General features: G+C 41.0%; 22 protein-coding genes. 10 read left to right on the top strand and 12 right to left on the bottom strand.

Going from position 1 to position 17,214, the window contains the following annotated elements:
• The first annotated feature begins 56 nt into the window (after positions 1-56).
• Positions 57-851 (top strand): N-acetylmuramoyl-L-alanine amidase, encoded by a 795-nt coding sequence (locus tag ACYVBM_RS11405; RefSeq protein WP_460685785.1) that lies wholly within the window; start codon positions 57-59, stop codon positions 849-851.
• Between the two features lie 98 nt (positions 852-949).
• Here ACYVBM_RS11405 and lipA read toward each other — a convergent pair whose 3' ends face one another.
• A complete protein-coding gene (gene lipA, locus ACYVBM_RS11400) occupies positions 950-1,861 on the bottom strand; it encodes a lipoyl synthase (RefSeq protein ID WP_460685784.1) in 912 nt (303 codons plus the stop codon).
• A 12-nt stretch (positions 1,862-1,873) separates the two neighbouring features.
• On the opposite strand from lipA, the gene ACYVBM_RS11395 reads away from it, so the two are divergent.
• Complete coding sequence (locus ACYVBM_RS11395; protein WP_460685783.1) at positions 1,874-1,999, top strand: hypothetical protein; 126 nt, start codon at positions 1,874-1,876, stop codon at positions 1,997-1,999.
• A gap of 56 nt (positions 2,000-2,055) precedes the next feature.
• On the opposite strand, the gene ACYVBM_RS11390 is transcribed toward ACYVBM_RS11395, so the two are convergent.
• Positions 2,056-3,150, bottom strand: coding sequence for a tyrosine-type recombinase/integrase (locus ACYVBM_RS11390; RefSeq protein WP_460685782.1), 1,095 nt, complete (start codon positions 3,148-3,150; stop codon positions 2,056-2,058).
• Positions 3,151-3,285: 135 nt separating this feature from the next.
• Between ACYVBM_RS11390 and ACYVBM_RS11385 the strand changes: the two genes are divergently transcribed.
• The 7 genes from ACYVBM_RS11385 to ACYVBM_RS11355 all read left to right on the top strand — a co-directional run bounded on the left by ACYVBM_RS11385 (position 3,286) and on the right by ACYVBM_RS11355 (position 7,299).
• Positions 3,286-3,807 (top strand): DUF4304 domain-containing protein, encoded by a 522-nt coding sequence (locus ACYVBM_RS11385; RefSeq protein WP_460685781.1) that lies wholly within the window; start codon positions 3,286-3,288, stop codon positions 3,805-3,807.
• A complete protein-coding gene (locus ACYVBM_RS11380) occupies positions 3,804-3,941 on the top strand; it encodes a hypothetical protein (RefSeq protein ID WP_460685780.1) in 138 nt (45 codons plus the stop codon). Before ACYVBM_RS11385 ends, ACYVBM_RS11380 begins: the two co-directional genes overlap by 4 nt.
• A gap of 49 nt (positions 3,942-3,990) precedes the next feature.
• On the top strand, positions 3,991-4,761 hold the full coding sequence (locus tag ACYVBM_RS11375; RefSeq protein ID WP_460685779.1) for a class I SAM-dependent methyltransferase: 771 nt from the start codon (positions 3,991-3,993) through the stop codon (positions 4,759-4,761).
• Positions 4,762-5,276: 515 nt separating this feature from the next.
• Positions 5,277-5,495 (top strand): SymE family type I addiction module toxin, encoded by a 219-nt coding sequence (locus ACYVBM_RS11370; RefSeq protein WP_460685778.1) that lies wholly within the window; start codon positions 5,277-5,279, stop codon positions 5,493-5,495.
• Positions 5,496-5,868: 373 nt separating this feature from the next.
• Positions 5,869-6,213: an antibiotic biosynthesis monooxygenase family protein gene (locus tag ACYVBM_RS11365; protein WP_460685777.1), complete on the top strand. Its 345-nt coding sequence runs from the start codon at positions 5,869-5,871 to the stop codon at positions 6,211-6,213.
• A 132-nt stretch (positions 6,214-6,345) separates the two neighbouring features.
• Positions 6,346-6,792 (top strand): hypothetical protein, encoded by a 447-nt coding sequence (locus tag ACYVBM_RS11360; RefSeq protein ID WP_460685776.1) that lies wholly within the window; start codon positions 6,346-6,348, stop codon positions 6,790-6,792.
• Positions 6,793-6,885: 93 nt separating this feature from the next.
• Positions 6,886-7,299, top strand: coding sequence for an OsmC family protein (locus ACYVBM_RS11355; protein ID WP_460685775.1), 414 nt, complete (start codon positions 6,886-6,888; stop codon positions 7,297-7,299).
• Between the two features lie 257 nt (positions 7,300-7,556).
• On the opposite strand, the gene ACYVBM_RS11350 is transcribed toward ACYVBM_RS11355, so the two are convergent.
• The 4 genes from ACYVBM_RS11350 to ACYVBM_RS11335 form a co-directional block, all read right to left on the bottom strand.
• Positions 7,557-8,102: a DinB family protein gene (locus ACYVBM_RS11350; protein ID WP_460685774.1), complete on the bottom strand. Its 546-nt coding sequence runs from the start codon at positions 8,100-8,102 to the stop codon at positions 7,557-7,559.
• Between the two features lie 87 nt (positions 8,103-8,189).
• Positions 8,190-8,630, bottom strand: coding sequence for an SRPBCC family protein (locus tag ACYVBM_RS11345; RefSeq protein ID WP_460685773.1), 441 nt, complete (start codon positions 8,628-8,630; stop codon positions 8,190-8,192).
• Between the two features lie 126 nt (positions 8,631-8,756).
• Entirely contained in the window at positions 8,757-9,509 is a 753-nt protein-coding gene (locus ACYVBM_RS11340; RefSeq protein ID WP_460685772.1) for a VOC family protein, read from the bottom strand.
• A 125-nt stretch (positions 9,510-9,634) separates the two neighbouring features.
• Positions 9,635-10,573 carry an endonuclease/exonuclease/phosphatase family protein gene (locus ACYVBM_RS11335; RefSeq protein WP_460685771.1) on the bottom strand — a complete coding sequence of 313 codons (939 nt, stop codon included), beginning with the start codon at positions 10,571-10,573 and terminating at the stop codon, positions 9,635-9,637.
• Between the two features lie 200 nt (positions 10,574-10,773).
• On the opposite strand from ACYVBM_RS11335, the gene ACYVBM_RS11330 reads away from it, so the two are divergent.
• Positions 10,774-11,484 carry a DUF2490 domain-containing protein gene (locus tag ACYVBM_RS11330; protein WP_460685770.1) on the top strand — a complete coding sequence of 237 codons (711 nt, stop codon included), beginning with the start codon at positions 10,774-10,776 and terminating at the stop codon, positions 11,482-11,484.
• Positions 11,485-11,512: 28 nt separating this feature from the next.
• Here ACYVBM_RS11330 and ACYVBM_RS11325 read toward each other — a convergent pair whose 3' ends face one another.
• From ACYVBM_RS11325 to ACYVBM_RS11300, 6 genes are all read right to left on the bottom strand, one after another.
• Positions 11,513-11,827: a hypothetical protein gene (locus ACYVBM_RS11325; RefSeq protein ID WP_460685769.1), complete on the bottom strand. Its 315-nt coding sequence runs from the start codon at positions 11,825-11,827 to the stop codon at positions 11,513-11,515.
• Between the two features lie 69 nt (positions 11,828-11,896).
• Complete coding sequence (locus ACYVBM_RS11320; protein WP_460685768.1) at positions 11,897-12,556, bottom strand: YggS family pyridoxal phosphate-dependent enzyme; 660 nt, start codon at positions 12,554-12,556, stop codon at positions 11,897-11,899.
• A 41-nt stretch (positions 12,557-12,597) separates the two neighbouring features.
• Entirely contained in the window at positions 12,598-13,242 is a 645-nt protein-coding gene (locus ACYVBM_RS11315) for an HAD family hydrolase (protein WP_460685767.1), read from the bottom strand.
• A 23-nt stretch (positions 13,243-13,265) separates the two neighbouring features.
• On the bottom strand, positions 13,266-14,927 hold the full coding sequence (locus ACYVBM_RS11310; RefSeq protein WP_460685766.1) for a hypothetical protein: 1,662 nt from the start codon (positions 14,925-14,927) through the stop codon (positions 13,266-13,268).
• A 4-nt stretch (positions 14,928-14,931) separates the two neighbouring features.
• The gene (locus ACYVBM_RS11305; RefSeq protein ID WP_460685765.1) at positions 14,932-15,705 is read right to left on the bottom strand and encodes an ABC transporter ATP-binding protein; all 774 of its coding nucleotides are present in this window, start codon (positions 15,703-15,705) and stop codon (positions 14,932-14,934) included.
• Positions 15,706-15,827: 122 nt separating this feature from the next.
• A complete protein-coding gene (locus ACYVBM_RS11300) occupies positions 15,828-16,982 on the bottom strand; it encodes an acyl-CoA dehydrogenase family protein (protein ID WP_460685764.1) in 1,155 nt (384 codons plus the stop codon).
• Positions 16,983-17,214 lie beyond the last annotated feature (232 nt).

The raw sequence follows: 17,214 nt of genomic DNA, 5'->3' as shown, positions 1-17,214 counted from the left end.
TTAATGATTACATTTACCAGAGATATCATTAATGATCCTGTTATATTTTCCGGTTTATGAAATCAAGCTTTACCATTGCCACGCTTTTAATGCTGTTATTTGCCTGCTCGCCACGGCCCTGGCAGGCCACCAACAAAGTATATAAAAAGAAGGCCGGCTCTTATGCCAGGCTCATACAGCAGTACCCGTTGAAAGATTCGGGCACTTTATTCGTTGGCACCGTTAATTTTTCCATGCGAAGGCCCAATTTTGTAATCATACATCATACCGCGCAAAACAGCTGTGATGAAACTTTAAAAACCTTTACCACAACTACAAGAGAAGTAAGCGCCCATTACGTTATTTGTAAAGCAGGCACTGTTTACCACATGCTGAGTGATATGCTGCGGGCACAACACGCAGGTGTAAGCCGTTGGGGAGCCGTTACCGATCTGAATAGCTGCAGCATAGGTATAGAGATAGATAATAACGGGGAGGAATCTTTTACAGATGAACAGATCGGCAGCCTGCTTATACTGTTAAAACGCTTAAAGCAGGCATACAACATTCCCGCCGCTAATTTCCTGGGCCATGCAGATGTAGCACCGGGTCGTAAGGTCGATCCCAGCAAATATTTCCCCTGGAAAAAGCTGGCCGATGAAGGGTTCGGGATCTGGTACGATACTGCGAACGTAGTGCCTCCACCAGGCTTTGACGCATTGCAGGCACTTAGAACTATAGGCTATAATATCAATAAGCCAGGGGATGCTATTCATTCGTATAAGCTGCATTTCAATTCACAGGACTCCATTTCAACACTTACAGCCACCGATGCCAAAATTATTACAAGCCTGCTGGAAAAATACAGGTAAAAGTTTGGGTTAGCAGGTTGATACCGTACAGTACGGGCACAGATAATCTGGAGTACCTGTTATCATACCTGGCAGCTAATTATGATGCTGCTAAGTGGCTATACAAAGATTTTTTTACTTTGCGCCCATTCTTTCCGGCCCAGACCGGGGAATACATGTCTTTCGCTATGGTAAGAGGAACGTACCAACGGCCCGCTTTCTACATAATCCAACCCCATTTCGTAACCGGCATCTTTATAATATGCAAATTCATCCGGATGCACAAAGCGTAGTACCGGCAAATGCCTGGGTGTGGGCTGCAGGTACTGACCGACAGTAACCACATCGCAGCCATTATCTTTCAGATCCTGCATCGCCTGCAATACTTCTTCTTTGGTTTCGCCCAGGCCCAGCATAATGCCGCTTTTGGTTCGCATACCACCTTCTTTCAGTGTTCTTATTACTTCCATACTGCGCCAGTACTTAGCCTGGATACGTACCTGCTTGCTAAGGCGTTCCACAGTTTCTATATTATGAGATACCACTTCAGGAGCCGCATCAATCACCCGTTGTATATCATCCTTCTTCCCCTTAAAATCCGGTATAAGGGTCTCTAAAGTAGTGCCCGGACTTAAAGTTTTAACAGCTTTTATAGTATTATGCCATATAGCAGAGCCGCCATCTTTTAATTCATCCCTGTCTACAGAAGTAATAACCGCATGCTTCACCTTCATCAAAAAAATCGCTTCTGCCACCCGCTGTGGCTCGTCCCAGTCCAGCTCTGTGGGTCTGCCTGTAGCCACGGCGCAAAAGCCGCAACTTCGGGTACAAACATTGCCCAGTATCATAAATGTGGCCGTACCGGCGCCCCAGCACTCGCCCATATTAGGGCAATTACCGCTTTCACAAATAGTATGAAGCTTATGGGTGTCCACCAATCCGCGTACGTGCTTATACTCCTCTCCTATCGGCAGCTTCACGCGCAGCCAGTCGGGCTTTTTAACTTTTGTAGTAACAGGTAACTCCGTCATGCTGCGAAAATAATGCTTTTTGATCTGAAAGCCGTACTGCCGGCAGGCAGTATGGGTTGGGGCTGTGAGCTGCAGAACATATCCCGGCTCCGGTCCACGCTGCTACAGGCTACGGCCCCGGCCCAAAGCCGTGGCTAAACCTTTCGCATCGTGCAGCCCCTGTACTAACAATAAATGGCGGCTATTTGTTTGTACTATTTTAATCTATCGAGCGGACTTATAACGCCGCCCAGTCCGGCCTGTGAAACATGCGTATAAAGAAGTGTGGTTTTGATATCATTATGGCCCAGCAGTTTTTGGATAAATGAAATATCAGTGCCATACTCCAGTAAATGTGTAGCATAGCTATGCCTTAGCCCATGTATGCCTACCTGTTTGTTTACTTTCGCTTTTTTCATGGCTTGTTTGAATACCAATTGTGCTGAGCGAATGGTGTATTGCCCACCGTATTGCCCCTCAAAAAGATACTCTTTCGGGAGATATTCTTTATAATAATCCCGAAGCTCTTCCAGCACCGAAGCAGGCAGGTTGACATAGCGGTCTTTTTTACCTTTTCCTTTGTTGATGCGCACTTTCATATCCCTGCTGTCGATGTCCGAAATTTTCATATTCACGATTTCGCTTACGCGAAGACCCATTCCATAGCAGAGTTGCAGGATGAGGCGGTGTTTAAGGTTTTCGGTTACGGAAAAGAGGCGTTTTACTTCATCGGGGTTCAACGATTTAGGCAGCAGTAAAGGTTTTTTAGGACGGGGAATATCGAAGAATATTTTTGGCTGGTGCAGTACCTGTTCATAATAGAATTTAATAGCATTCATCCTACTGTGGATTTGATTTTCGGATAAATGCAGTTCTTTGTGGCAATACAGGAAGTAGCCTTGCAGTTTTTCGGCAGAAAGGTTTTGCACAGGGAAGTCCTTTAGTACATACAGTAGTTGGGCAAACTCTATAGAATAGGTTCGGATAGTATTGGCAGCGTAGGCCTTGAGCGTAAGCATATTTTGGTATTTTTCAAATTCAGGCAGGTTGGTTGGTGAAATTTTGAGTAAAACCTCCTTGCCTACAACATCTGGTTTCAGACCACAAAGATCCCTGTTGTGCTGATTGTCGGCCATGTACCAGGCTTTTTGTGATGCCGACCAGCGTGCTTTTACGTGGTTTCGCAAATGTTGGATAAGCGCTTTATCATAGTTGAACCGTAGCCAGATCACTTTTTTATCATGATGTATGCCCAAAGAAACCCCGAACAAACTGGTATCAAAAACAGGCTTCGCATTTTGTGTATCCATAGTGTTTCGCATTTTGTATATCCTAAAGGTAACAAATCATAATCAACTGACAGGCAAGGGAATAAAAATTTTATGGTATGCGAAAAGTTTCGCATATTTGGGAGTTAGCGGCAAGCATAAAACCGACATTGACCATTGACAACAAGAATGACTGCAAAAGAAAAACAGACCGAGTTCATCAAAACTTATTTGAAGCCGACTTTAAAAAATCTCGGTTATCAGACAAGTGGACAAACTTGGTGGAAAGACAAGGGCGACTTTTTTACTTTAATCAACTTGCAGAACTTTTCTTGGAATAGTAAGGACAGCGTTGACTTTTGTTTCAATATTGGTGTTGCTTTAAAAGCGACAATGAAAGATGCGGACAAAAAGAAACCAACCGTTCACGACCTGACAGTTTATTTAAGAGAAAGTTCATACTTGCCTGATAGCAGACGGGAATATAAATTTAGAAACAAAACAGGTTATGTTTTGACGGAGAAAGTAGACACCAATGACTTTATAACTGAACTTAAATCTGACTTTGACAATCATATTTTGCCGACTTTAGACAAATTAAATTCACTTCAAAATTGTGTCGACAAGTTTGGCGACATAACATTTTGGGGCGACAACTTGAAAAGAGTAATTGCGGAAAATAAACTTTTAGCACAATGACGACAAGAATGCCAGCCGCTAACAAGGTATTGCCAAAAGCGAGGCTGAACGACTTCGACTGGACATTTGTGCAAGGTTCAACATTGAACTTTGGTGCTAATAACCCCCGCCTTCGGCAATACCTAAACCGTTAGCGGAAATGCAAAAACAAACCGCACAAACAAATTTCTAAAGAGAATATAAATGAGCAATGAAAAAACAACTATTCACGAATTTGACATAAAACTGATTTATGAATATTTTGCAAGCACTCAACGACAAGGTCCTGGAAACGCAACCGAAACAATCAAAGCATTGAATTTTATAAGTGGACTAAATGAAAACTCAAAAATTGCTGATATTGGTTGTGGAACTGGTGGTCAAACCTTGACTTTAGCCGAAAACACTAATTGTGAAATCATTGGAATCGATATTTGGCAAGACTTTATAGACAAATTGAATAACGAAGTTAAAAACAAAAATCTTCAACACAGATTAAAAGGAATCGTTGGAGATATGGAAAATTTTCCATTCCAAGAAGACGAATTGGATTTAATTTGGTCAGAAGGCGCAATTTATAATATTGGGTTTGAAAAAGGTTTAAACGATTGGCGTAAATATTTAAAAATGGGTGGATATATCGCTGTGACAGAAAATACTTGGTTTACAGAAGAAAGACCAACGGAAATTGAAGAATTTTGGCAAAAAGCATATCCGCAAATTGATACAATTGCTAATAAAGTTGACCAAATGCAAAAAGCAGGTTTTCTGCCAATTGCAATTTACACATTGCCCGAAACTATTTGGACTGACTATTACGCTATCACCAAAAAGCTTCAAGAGCTTTTTTTAGAGAAGTATAAAGGAAATAAAACAGTTGAAGAATTTGTAGCATCTCAAAAATACGAAGCTGAATTATACGATAAATACAAAGATTATTATGGATATGTCTTCTATATTGGTAAGAAAATATAAGTTGTAAATACAGAATTTAGAAACCGCACTTCCGCTAACAAGGGTTTTGCAAAATGGCGGGGTTAAGTCTAAGTTGAAAGTTTGTACATTCTATGCCACAAAAGCCAATTTTATTGGCTTTTTTTCATAAATTAGCAAATAGAAATTGGCTTTTGCTACGTTCCGTCTAAATCGAAACTTTCGGCTTCGATTTTCCGCCACTTCGCAAAGCCCCGAACCGTTATAGGCAAGGCGCAACCAACAGCCCTCTAAAAAATAAAACCAACGTGACTTACCCTATACTATTGGACTGTTCGCATAGTGACAGCTACTAAGGAAATAAAATTCCATTTGACACTTGGCTGCATAATAAATTTCCTATATTTGCCTTGCGAATATCCCAAAAGACAATTCAATGATAACTTCATTATTTAACAATATGCCTGGCAGAGAGCAGGTGGAAGTCCTGTACTTCTCAAGTCTTCTTGGGTGTTCGCAGCACTGCCGGGCTACTTTTTTAAAATCTTCTAAAAGTTATGCGAACACCCAAGAAGAAAAAAGTAAGCAAACGACCAGAGGTCAGGAGCTTAAAAATTCAGCCAGACACCAGGTTTAACGAATGTAGCAAGACTATAGTTCCTGTTATCAGACTAAGTGGCGTTTGGCTTGACAAGTTAGGGTTTGCTCCGGAGCAACGGGTGACAGTCACTACAATGGACAAATTACTCATTATCCGGCTGGACGAACAACAGTAAGACTTAAAGCCGTCAGTTCAAAACGAATTGGCGGCTTTACTCACCTCGACACAGTACGGAAACTCTTGAATGCCCTGCCTATAACAGGTGCATTTGTGTTATGTCGGCGGACAGATAACGCCGCTTCAGCTTCACCTATCTATCATCTATAGTTCCGGCCGGACGTTATAAATTGGGCTATAGAATAAACAATGAACTTTTATATCTTTATTCGGCATTTGTACCCAGCGGGACGTTTTCCAAATTCCGCCACAAACACAAATGCTCAACCGTTAGCTGTCACCCTATCAGCGACAGTACGTATATCAACGGACGGACACAAAACACTACATTTGATTTTACCACGATAGATGAATTATTCTAAATAGGAAATATGATAACAGTAATTTTTGAGGTAACACTGAACGAAGGGATGAAAGACGCTTATTTGAAAATGGCAGCTAACCTTTCCGATGAACTTTCCAAACAGGAAGGGTTTATATCAATTGAAAGATTTACAAGTATTGAAAGTGAGAACAAAATGCTTTCTTTGCAGACGTGGAGAGATGAAGCAGCAATTGTGAAATGGCGGGAAAATGAAAAACATAAAAAAACGATGCCTGCCGGTTACAATAAGATTTTTAAAGATTACAAATTGAAAATTTTGTCCAATATTCGCACTTACGGTAAATACGACAGAACGGAAGCCCCTATAAATATTTCACACTTTGGCAAATGAACCTCCTATAAAAAACTAAAGCCGCTTTCATCATCGGCACAAAATCCGAGAGAGAAGGAAGCGACATCACACTGAAAATATACGACATAAATTCGGATTGGTGCATTTTTTTTGCAGCTTTGCACCGATTTTATGACAGCACAGCAGTTAAAATACTATCTATCAAGCCCAAGATTTAATGTATATCTTGCCAAAACAAACAACAATTTTGGTAGAGCCTATCAACTTTATAAGACAAACATAGAACTTTCAGAAGCATTCTACCCTGTTCTTTCAGTGCTTGAAATCAGTTTACGAAATGCTGTTCACGAAACGTTGAAACAACATTTTCAAGACGAGTATTGGTTTAAAAACTGTTTGCCTGTTGAGTTTTTGCCGTTTGTTTCAGATGCTACACAAAAATTAGCCAAACGATACAGAACTATTACGGCAGACAGAATTGTTGCTGAACTTACTTTTGGTTTTTGGGATAGATTATTTAATCGCAACTATACAGGCTTGTTGTGGAAACCGCTACGGACTATTTTTAAAAACACACCAAAACAGCTACGACAAAGAGATACAATCGCAGACACATGAGTGGCATTCTATAGGACAGAAAAATCATTGTATATAATAAAGCCCTACTGAAGGAGAGGAAATGAATCCTTATCTTTACCCAAAACACAGACAATGACATCTGAAGTAGTATATAAAGGAGGGTTACGCACCACCTGCACACATTTGAAAAGCAGCTCAAACTTTGAAACAGATGCACCCGTTGATAATAACGGTAAAGGTGAACGGTTTTCCCCTACCGACCTGCTGGCTACCAGCCTGGCCGCCTGTATGATCACGGTAATGGGTATTAAAGCGCGCAGCCTGGATTTTGATCTTAATGATATTAAAATAGAAGTGCTTAAAACAATGGCTGCTGACCCGCGCCGTGTAAGTGGTATTGATCTGAAGTTCCATATACCGGCCTCACTTGCAGGTATTGATGATAAAACAAAAACAATCTTAAAGAATACGGGGCTTACCTGTCCTGTAGCTAAAAGCCTGCACCCTGATATTGTGGTAAATATTGAATGGGGGATGTGGGCCTGATCTTTTTAACCAATGTTACGTTAACTGTAAGTTGTCCATTACAAAGTTAAGTGCTAAAAAATAAGCAATAATCAACGCTCAATATTCAATAATCATTTTAGGAATGATTAGCATTGTGTATTGAGTAATTACTTTTTGCCACGAAAGCACTAATACCCGATTGGATATCCGTTTCGTATAAGATGCTAAGTTTTTTCTTTGTGACTTCGTGTCTTTGTGGTAATCATTCTTTTGCAACAGCCTTTTTTAGCTTTCCGTTAGTATTTAACCTCATCGGAAAAATCATATTTCACGCCCTCATAACCCAAGGCACGGCGCATAATACCTAGCTGACCCAGCAGGTAACTTTCCCTGTCCATTGCCATGCCCACTGCGTTCAAAATGTTTTCTTCTACAAAATCAATACCCATACCCAGGTTATAGGGCTGAGCCAGATATTCATCTGTAATTCGGTGCAGTTTATCGTATAGCTGGGGAGAGACCCGGTGCCATTGCTTTCTCAGTTCTTCCAGTTCAGGATAAGTTATACTGGTATCCAACGCTTTGGCATCTTTGAATAATGTTTCATTCGGATCTTTATCTTCAACACCCAAAATATTCGCCAGCCAATAACGGGTATTAACCATGTTTCCTGTTATCCATATAAAATGGTTGGTGGTGTTATTAATGCGCTTCAAAGCATCAAGTCCGGTTATGTTACGTACCATATTATCAAAAAGCTGGGTATGTGTACGATATTGCGGGATTACAATCTGTAGCGCCTTTGACTGAAGCATCAACTCCTTTTCTTTAACATCAAACATAATAGCTGTTTTAAAGGTAAAAAGAACAATTACAGTTAAAAATGGCACTAAAAACATGCCATTAGATGTGTGTTCATTATTTTTTAACTATCCTTCTTCCGCCAATTTTTTCACTTCAGCAATTCCTTTTGTAAATCCGTTGATCATCATCTGTTTGAAATCTTCAAAAATTTCGACCGACATTTGGAGGTGTGTAATCCCGTCTTTTTCTTCCAGGTCATACTTCTCCAAAGCTCCCGCAAAAGCTTTTACCTCATCGCTGGTCGTATCTTCCACACCTTTTAGTATGTGGCCCTGATGAGAAAAATAAACTTTACGCGGCACATCCAGCTCTATAATAGTAGCAATCATGCCATTACCATCGGGATCAAGAAAAACAGTTCTGCCCCCCACCTCCCAGTCACTTTCCATGCGCGACCCTTCTGTAAAGAACCTGGTCCAAGTACCATAGGTATCCTCGTTCCATAATATATCCCAAACTTTTTGTACAGGAGCATTGATCTCTCTTGAAAATTTCAGCTCTTTCATTTTTAGTTGTTGATGATTAAAATATTATATCTCAGAAGCCGCTTCCAGATCGGCTATTACAATTTTTTTCATTTTCATCATAGCTTTTGTAACTTTTTGGACTTTTTCTTTATCAGGCTGATTTATTCACCGGATTAGCTGCTGGGGTACAATTTGCCAGCTTACGCCAAATTTATCTTTCAGCCAGCCGCACCTGCTTTCCCCGCCCCCATCTCTGGTCATATTATTCCAGTAATAATCGGTTTCCTCCTGGTTTTTTGTTAATACTACCATAGAGATCCCTTCATCGAAATTGAAAGGATGTGGGTACGAACTATCCATACAGGCTAATGTATAGCCGCTTATACTAAACTGCGCATGCTGCACATTACCTTTTATATCTTCCTTTCCATCATACTCGAGAATGCCTTCAGTTTTAGAGCAGGGAAACAATGAAGTGTAAAAATCAATGGCCGCTTTTGCCCTGCCATTCTGCTGGTTTACAAACATCAGTGTTGGCGTAAAATATTGGTCCGTATCACCTTTGTCACCTGTATAAAGCTGCCAGGTTACACCATACCGGTCGCGTACCCAACCATACTTTTTGCTAAACGGATAGCTATCCAGCGGCATCAGCACCATTCCGTTAATTGACAGCTCATGGAACAGCCTTTCAGTTTCTGCTTCACTTTCATTTGCTATTAAAAAGGAAATAGAAGCATTAGGCCTAAACATAGGACCGGCAGTGAGAAACATCATGTGCTGCCCGTTTATGCTTAATATTTGTACCGTTCCCGTATCAGTACTGATTTTTGTATCTGGGAAAATGCCGCAATAGTATTGAGCGGCCTCAGTACCCTTATTATCAAACCATATGCATGGGTAAAACTGATTATTCATAACAGCTATTTTAAAGAGTTTCAGGAAAGTAACGATCAAAACTAATATCATAATAAAAAAAATCTCTTATCATTTGGCAAGAAATGAGGAATACTATTCACTTGTAAAAAACAACACCCCTCAGGTTAAGGGGTAATTTTATATATGGAACTAACAGGATAATGATCGGAAGTACTGCCCGTTGTATAATCAGGCACCACATTAATTACATCCGTTCTTACTTTTGCCAAAGCAGTAACGTACCACCGCGTCATGGCGCAGCTGATGATCTGCTGATCGATAACAGAATTTGCAAATCCCAGCGAAGACTGGTTTCCCGGAATATTCAATGGCCACGTAATAGCATGATAGCGGGCAGAATCATTCAAAAAAACCTGGTAAGGAGTAACTTTTCCCGGGGTGATACTCTTATCGAAATTATCATTGAAATCTCCCAGTATGATAAAGCTCCCGGACCGGAAATAAGTATCCAGGCTATCTTTCAGTTCTATAGCACCTGCCTGTCTGCGGTTGTAGCTGTCATTATCGGTATTGGCTTTGGCATGGATCAGGATCAGGCTGATATTTTTCCTGACGCCATTTACAGCTACATCTGCATTTAGCAAATAGGGATACCGGTTACCAAAATTATAATAGGCCTGCGTACTCACACCCATGAATGGCCGTACTGTAATATTCCGGAAGATATTTTTATTATATGCAAATGCCAGCTTTTGGGTGCCGCCGGTAAAGTAAGAAACAACATACCTGAACTCGCTACCCAAATAGGTCCTTATCATGCGCCCGAGCCTTACGGTATCTACAATTTCACAAAGCCCATACAGATCTGCATCCAGATACTTCAATACCTTGCCGACATTGTTTTCCTGGCGGTCCAGGTCGCTTTTGAAATACGCAGCATCTCCAAACCATTCAATGTTCCAGTTTGCGATAATAAGGTTTTTATTATAATGAATTAACAGCGCAGTATCATCTTCCGGCTGGCTCTGTGTTGAAACAGGCTTTTCTTTTTTGCATGAAAAAAGAAACAGCAACAAGAGAAATCCTAACAGGAAGTGTTTCATAAGTTTGACTAATCGGCTATCGAATATAATCATTTTTTGCGGGCAATGTTTCAGATCAATTAAAAGCCTGATTTCTTCACAAAATGTAAGTTTTACATGCCCGGAAGGAACGATCGGAAAATTTGATTTTGAGCGCCGGATCTATACAAAAAAATATCAGGCAGTCATTATATTTGCCGGATTGAACAACAATCATAAACATGACAAAAAAATCCGCAATCTTGCTGCTCCTGCTGTTATCGTTGTTGCATTTTGCCAATGCTCAAACCAAACAGGAACAAACAGGATGGCTCTTCTTTTTAAACAGCACCAAACTGAATAACAAATGGGGGATCCATTTGGACCTGCAGGTACGCAGCCATGATCACTGGAATGGACTGCGCAATGTGCTGGTAAGACCGGGCATTACTTATTATATAAAACCTAATCAGAATGCAACTATCGGGTATTTATTAACCCCGACTTTTACAAAAGCTTACGGCAGTGCAAATACAACGATTACAGAACACCGTATATGGGAACAATACATTGTATCACATAAAGCATTTACAGGGAGCCTCAGCCACCGTTTCAGGCTTGAACAGCGGTTTATAGAAAAATCAAATAACAACCGGGCTTTTGCTCAAAGATTCCGCTATTTCTTCAGACATGTACAACCACTGGCCAAAACTGAAGGAACATTTGTAAAAGGACCATTTGCCGCTTTGCAAAATGAAATCTTTTTCAATATACAAAATAAAGAAACTACCAATAATCGTTTTCTTGATCAAAACCGTTCGTACCTGGCAGCAGGTTACCGATTCTCACAAAAACTGGATATTGAAGCTGGGTACATGAATGTGTTTGGGAAAGGGGCTGTTACAGATAATATAAACAACGTAGCCCAGCTGGCGGTTTACACAAGGTTTTAACTTGCCATGCTGATTTACATCAGATGGATTAGTATGATTTTTTAAATACATAATAAGTATAGCCGGAGATACGGTCTTTTCCATAGCAGTAAACAGATGCCAACTCCCATCCCATTTTGGCCATGAAGTTCAATGCAGCAACCCTTGTATTAAATGAGAGCGCCTTTCCGTTTTCGTCCTTCAAAGTTCTTTTCCCCCCGTTATCTTCTATATCCACGACAAACCCTTTTTTAAAGAGAGTGCCAGTGATTGTCACCTCACAATACCGGAGTGTGCTGTCTGCGTTTTGGCTAAAACAGCCCAACGACAGCAGCCAAAAAGAAAACAGAAAAATACACTTCATAACAGCTGTTTTAAGAGTCATGACGCGTTTCTGTTTTGCAGAAAAGTTAAAACAAAGCCAATTTTAAAATTAGATCCTTGCACCAAACAACAAGCTTCCTATTCGTACCATATTGCTTCCCTCTTCTATAGCAATCTTATAATCGTCACTCATGCCCATCGACAATATCGAATGTTGAGTGCTGAATGTTGAATATTGAATGGAATCGAACAGCCTTTTCAAACCGGCAAACTCATTTCTCACTTTTTTTTCATCGTCTGAAAAACTGGCCATGCCCATCAAACCCCTCAACCTGACATTTTTCAGGTCAGCGGTTTTTTCAAGTATTTCTTTGAGTTCCTGTTCGTTTATACCAAACTTGGTTTCTTCCTGCGCAATATGCATCTGCAATAAACAATCTATAGTACGGTTATTTTTTGCCGCCTGCTTGTTGATTTCCTTTAGCAGGTTATAGCTGTCTACCCCGTGTATCAAATGCACAAACGGCGCAATATATCTTACTTTATTGCTTTGCAAATGGCCAATAAAATGCCAGCGGATATCTGATGGTAATTGGGTCTGTTTCTCCACCAGCTCCTGCACGTAGTTCTCTCCAAAATCGCGCTGCCCTAAATCGTATAAGGCTTTAATATCGGATACAGGCTTTATCTTGGATACCGCAACAAGGGTAACATTTTGTGATCCCAACTCTTTTCTTAACTGCTGATATGCTTGCTGATTTACTGCCATAGCTGCAAAAGTAATTAATGTGCAAACGTTTGAACAAAACTTTACAGCAGCCTGTCTGCTAAACCCATATAGTTTTCAGCAAAGGCGATAATATTAGGCTGATTAAATTCTTCTTTACTATGCATCGTTGTCAGTACCACACTATCCATTCCGGCCCGCTGCGCAGATTCCACGCCTTTAGGAGCGTCTTCAAAAACCAGGCATTCGCAGGGTGTTATGCTTAACAGTTCAGCACATTTTAAATAAGTTTCAGGATCGGGCTTGCTGTGCAATACATCGTCGGCACTTACCAGCACATCAAAATAGTTGCGAATACCCAACCCATCCAAAACAAAGTCAATATTAAACTTGATAGCTGCAGAACCTATTGCCATTTTAATTCCTTTTTCAAAAGCATCCTTTAAAAACACATCCAGGCCGCCGATCAGCTTCAGGTTGGGCCGAAATTCATGCTGGTACTGTCTTTCTTTTTCAAAGCTCATATTATACTTTTCTTCATCGGAAAAACGCCCCGGGAAAATACGCTCCAGCAGTTCATAATTCTTACCATAACATTCTTCCTTGGTACGCTCTAAAGTTATAGCCGCGCCCAGCTCATTTAAAATACGGTGCCATGCTTTAATATGGTAATCCATATCATTGATCATAGTTCCGTTCAAGTCAAAAAGAAAAGCTTTATACTTCATTAAAAAATGATTTATACACTGTACTATACCACAATCTTATTCCATTTCAAATCCTTCACCTGCTTCTCTGCAATCCAGCAACCTGCAAGGGACACAGGAACTAATACCCATACCAGCCAGGTTATTTTTATAGCAGCCCAATGCAAACCTACCAGCGCCGCGATCAGCAAAAATCTCAGCATCACAGACACAAACTTACCGGTTTGTTCTTTTATGCTGGGCTGCTGGGAAAAAGGAAGATAATGTTTAGACAGTAATATATTGATATAAAAAATAAGCAGGCTGTTTGCCATCGCCAATAATATATCATCTATTACTTCAGCTCCCCAAATGATAAGCACAGCCATGTTAAGTATAACAAAAACAGGAACAAAAAACTTTATAAGCAAAGATTTTGCGGCACCGTTGATCAGCTCTCCCGGCCTGCTTACCGGAGCGCTCTGATATACCCATGCTGCAGTATAATTTTCGTAGAACGCAGTAAGGCTGAGGCTTAGCAACACTGCAAACATGCCTATATATAACAGCCATAAAAACATATTTCCTTCGGGCAGCGCTGCCAGCGTCTGATCTATCTGTTTAAAATTCTTAAAGAATATAATAAATATAAATACCGGAATATAAGCCAGATTTGGATAAAACTGCATTTTAAAACTTTTATCCCTGCCCGTCATTTTCCATACCTGGGAAAAAGTGGCCCTTTCATAATCAGACCGGCAAATGATACGTCCCAGCTTTTCAGACAGGCTGTTCTTGTCGTGTTTTTCGTTTTTACTATTTTGTTTCGCAGCGCCATCTGCCGGCGCCGACATGAATTTAGAAAAATAAGGCGCCAGGTACTTTATTATTACAAAACCGGCAAGTACAGGAACTCCAACGGCGCATATCATCAATCCTATATGGGCAGCATCAAAGCGGCCGGTATACACCGATTCCAGTAAACCTGCCATCCAAACAGGGGGAAGCAAATATGAATACCAGTGCAGCTCAAATCTGAAATCCAGCTCACTTAAGCTTATCATTCTGGGAATTAGCTGGTAACCCGCTACAAAAAACACCGTCATGAATATCTGGAAATAGCCAATAATGTCTTTTACTTTTTGCTCGCTTGTATAGCGCAATACCAATCCGTATAAAATATAGGTAAGAAAAATACCGATGGCGGTAGTAAGCAATGTGGTCAGTAATGCAAAAACGCCTACCGGCACACCATATTTCAGAAAAGAAAAAAACAGCGGAAAAATCATGATAGCCAGTACCAGCTGACCCAGATACACTACTATGTGTAAAGTGCGCGCTACCAGCAAAGTGCGGCTGGTAACCGGCCTGGGTAAAATGATCTGCGAATCGGATGTATCCAGCAATACGTTGCTAAAATCTGTTATCAGCGTCATGATCAGCATAAACAAAAGATAGGAATGCAGGATAATCATCATCAGCATAACGGAAGGCACACTCAAAATCAGCATTCCTACAAACAAACCCATCAGTGCATAAAAGAACATAGCTATTAACATGCCATTGCTCGTTTCTTTTTGGCGGGAACGTTTCCAGGTAGCAGGGGTACGTCTTCTGTCCATTAGCAGTTTGACAGACACAATTATACGCACCTGCTCCATATTAACACCGCCCGGGGACAACAGCCTGAACAGGCCAAAAAATATTCTGAAGAAAAAGGTATCCATAAAATCAGCTGTTTAATACCTCAATAATTTCTTTGGCGGTATTACTGGTTTCGTTATCGGAAGCAGTAAGCGATTGAAAGATATTTTCCAGCGAACCCTGCTGTACACTGGCTTTCAGCGCTTCAATAGTGCCATCGGCAATGATCTGTCCTTTATCAATCAATATAATACGATCGCTTATTTTCTCCACCACATCCATAATATGGGAAGAATAAAATATGGTTTTCCCCGATCGTTTTAACTGCTGCAATATCTCTTTCACCAAAATAACGGCATTAGCATCCAGGCCACTCAGGGGTTCATCTAAAAATATTAAATCAGGATTGTGCATCAACCCGCTGATAAGCAGCACTTTCTGACGCATGCCCTTGCTGTAAGCATTCATACGCATTTCTGCCTTATCTGCCAGGTCGAACAATTTTAAAAGCTCCCAACCCTTCTCAGCAATCACTTTATCGCCCAGGCCATATAGCTTACCGGTAAATTTTAAGTATTCTACCGGCGTAAGCACATCATATAATGCAGCAAGCTCCGGTATATAACCTATGCGGCGTTTTACTTCAACTGCATCCTGTCGTACATCCATTCCCAGCACCTTTACCTCCCCTTCAAACGCATCAATTATTCCTGCCATTATTTTGATCGTTGTACTTTTACCTGCGCCGTTCGGTCCTATATAACCCAATATCATACCCGTATCAACCTGCAGGTTAATACCTTTCAGCACATAATTACCTCCATATTGCTTTTTAAGTTGCGTAATTTCAATAACGTTCATGTGAGCCTATCCATTTTGCTTTTATTATTCCATCAGTAAATATAGGATAACTTCGTTTTCTTCCTGCCTCCCCTGTATAAATAATCAAGCCAGGCATTTTGACAATACTGGTCATACCGCTGTCAGCTCAGCACCCCCCGGCTGATTATGATCCTTTGCACTTCGCTGGTGCCCTCGTATATCTGTGTGATCTTTGCATCGCGCATCAGGCGCTCCACATGGTACTCTTTTACATACCCATAGCCTCCATGTATCTGAACCGCTTCAATGGCAGTCCACATAGCTGTTTCTGAAGCATAGAGCTTAGCCATAGATGAGCTGATGGCATAATCTTTCTTATTATCTTTTTCCCATGCAGCCTTTAAACATAGCAACCTTGCGGCTTCTATTTTCAGGTGCATATCAGCCAGCTTAAAAGCAATGGCCTGGTGATTCATTATTTCTGTACCAAAAGTCTTTCGGGTTTTAGCGTACTGCTTTGCCAGCTCATAAGCACCGGCTGCGATGCCTAATGCCTGCGCAGCAATACCAATACGCCCTCCTGCAAGGGTTTTCATAGCAAACGTAAAACCGAATCCCTCTGCTCCGATCCTGTTTTGTTTGGGTACTTTTACATCGGTAAACATCACGGTATGCGTGTCGCTTCCACGAATGCCCAGCTTATTTTCTTTTGCTGCAACCGTTACGCCGTGCCAGCTCTTTTCAACAATAAACGTTGTAATGCCTTTAGCTCCTTTGCCGGCATCGGTCTGAGCCATTACCAGGTACACTGAAGCGGTATTACCATTAGTGATCCAGTTCTTTGTGCCATTCAGCAAATAGTGATCGCCTTTATCTGTTGCTATCGTTTTTTGAGAAGCGGCATCACTTCCTGCTTCCGGTTCACTAAGCATAAACGCGCCAATGTAGAGCTCGCCTTCTTTTTTACCCCGGGCTAACGGTACTAAATACTGCTGCTTTTGTTCTTCTGTTGCGTAGGCTTCCAGCCCATAACAAACCAGGCTGTTGTTCACGCTCATACATACGCTTACACTTGCATCTATTTTGGATATTTCTTCCATGGCCAGCACATAGCTTATTGTATCCATACCAGCGCCCCCGTATTTTTCTGGAACCATCATCCCCAAAAAGCCCAGATCTGCCAGCTTCAATACCTGTTCTTTAGGAAATTTCTGAAGCTCATCGCGTTCAATAACTCCTGGCAGGCACTCCGTTTGTGCAAATGCTCGGGCAGCGCTTTGTATCATCAGCTGCTCTTCGGTGAGTTCAAAATTCATACAGGCTCGTTTTCTATAAATATAAAATTTTTAGCCCACTTACAAGCAACGATACAGAAATTCGATAACAGGGCAAGCCTGCGCAGAATATTCAATAGGGCTGGTGGCAGGCTTTAAAATAATTTCAGGCTTTTCTTACATCTGCTTATGGCAGGCAGGAATATTTTGTATAGCACTAAAAAAAAATCCGGACTCTATGCCCGGACCTTATATCTTTTTGCAACCTTCTGCT

The sequence above is a fragment of the Niabella aquatica genome (genome assembly GCF_054779315.1).
This window is presented reverse-complemented; position numbering and strand designations above follow the sequence as displayed.

Coding starts and splice junctions, on each gene's coding strand:
- ACYVBM_RS11300 (WP_460685764.1), bottom strand. CDS start 16,982: ATGAATTTTGAACTCACCGAAGAGCAGCTGATGATACAAAGCGCTGCC.
- lipA (WP_460685784.1), bottom strand. CDS start 1,861: ATGACGGAGTTACCTGTTACTACAAAAGTTAAAAAGCCCGACTGGCTG.
- ACYVBM_RS11345 (WP_460685773.1), bottom strand. CDS start 8,630: ATGAAAGAGCTGAAATTTTCAAGAGAGATCAATGCTCCTGTACAAAAA.
- ACYVBM_RS11370 (WP_460685778.1), top strand. CDS start 5,277: ATGCGAACACCCAAGAAGAAAAAAGTAAGCAAACGACCAGAGGTCAGG.
- ACYVBM_RS11365 (WP_460685777.1), top strand. CDS start 5,869: ATGATAACAGTAATTTTTGAGGTAACACTGAACGAAGGGATGAAAGAC.
- ACYVBM_RS11395 (WP_460685783.1), top strand. CDS start 1,874: ATGCTTTTTGATCTGAAAGCCGTACTGCCGGCAGGCAGTATGGGTTGG.
- ACYVBM_RS11325 (WP_460685769.1), bottom strand. CDS start 11,827: ATGAAGTGTATTTTTCTGTTTTCTTTTTGGCTGCTGTCGTTGGGCTGT.
- ACYVBM_RS11335 (WP_460685771.1), bottom strand. CDS start 10,573: ATGAAACACTTCCTGTTAGGATTTCTCTTGTTGCTGTTTCTTTTTTCA.
- ACYVBM_RS11405 (WP_460685785.1), top strand. CDS start 57: ATGAAATCAAGCTTTACCATTGCCACGCTTTTAATGCTGTTATTTGCC.
- ACYVBM_RS11305 (WP_460685765.1), bottom strand. CDS start 15,705: ATGAACGTTATTGAAATTACGCAACTTAAAAAGCAATATGGAGGTAAT.
- ACYVBM_RS11390 (WP_460685782.1), bottom strand. CDS start 3,150: ATGGATACACAAAATGCGAAGCCTGTTTTTGATACCAGTTTGTTCGGG.
- ACYVBM_RS11360 (WP_460685776.1), top strand. CDS start 6,346: ATGACAGCACAGCAGTTAAAATACTATCTATCAAGCCCAAGATTTAAT.
- ACYVBM_RS11380 (WP_460685780.1), top strand. CDS start 3,804: ATGACGACAAGAATGCCAGCCGCTAACAAGGTATTGCCAAAAGCGAGG.
- ACYVBM_RS11320 (WP_460685768.1), bottom strand. CDS start 12,556: ATGGCAGTAAATCAGCAAGCATATCAGCAGTTAAGAAAAGAGTTGGGA.
- ACYVBM_RS11310 (WP_460685766.1), bottom strand. CDS start 14,927: ATGGATACCTTTTTCTTCAGAATATTTTTTGGCCTGTTCAGGCTGTTG.
- ACYVBM_RS11315 (WP_460685767.1), bottom strand. CDS start 13,242: ATGAAGTATAAAGCTTTTCTTTTTGACTTGAACGGAACTATGATCAAT.
- ACYVBM_RS11355 (WP_460685775.1), top strand. CDS start 6,886: ATGACATCTGAAGTAGTATATAAAGGAGGGTTACGCACCACCTGCACA.
- ACYVBM_RS11340 (WP_460685772.1), bottom strand. CDS start 9,509: ATGAATAATCAGTTTTACCCATGCATATGGTTTGATAATAAGGGTACT.
- ACYVBM_RS11350 (WP_460685774.1), bottom strand. CDS start 8,102: ATGTTTGATGTTAAAGAAAAGGAGTTGATGCTTCAGTCAAAGGCGCTA.
- ACYVBM_RS11375 (WP_460685779.1), top strand. CDS start 3,991: ATGAGCAATGAAAAAACAACTATTCACGAATTTGACATAAAACTGATT.
- ACYVBM_RS11330 (WP_460685770.1), top strand. CDS start 10,774: ATGACAAAAAAATCCGCAATCTTGCTGCTCCTGCTGTTATCGTTGTTG.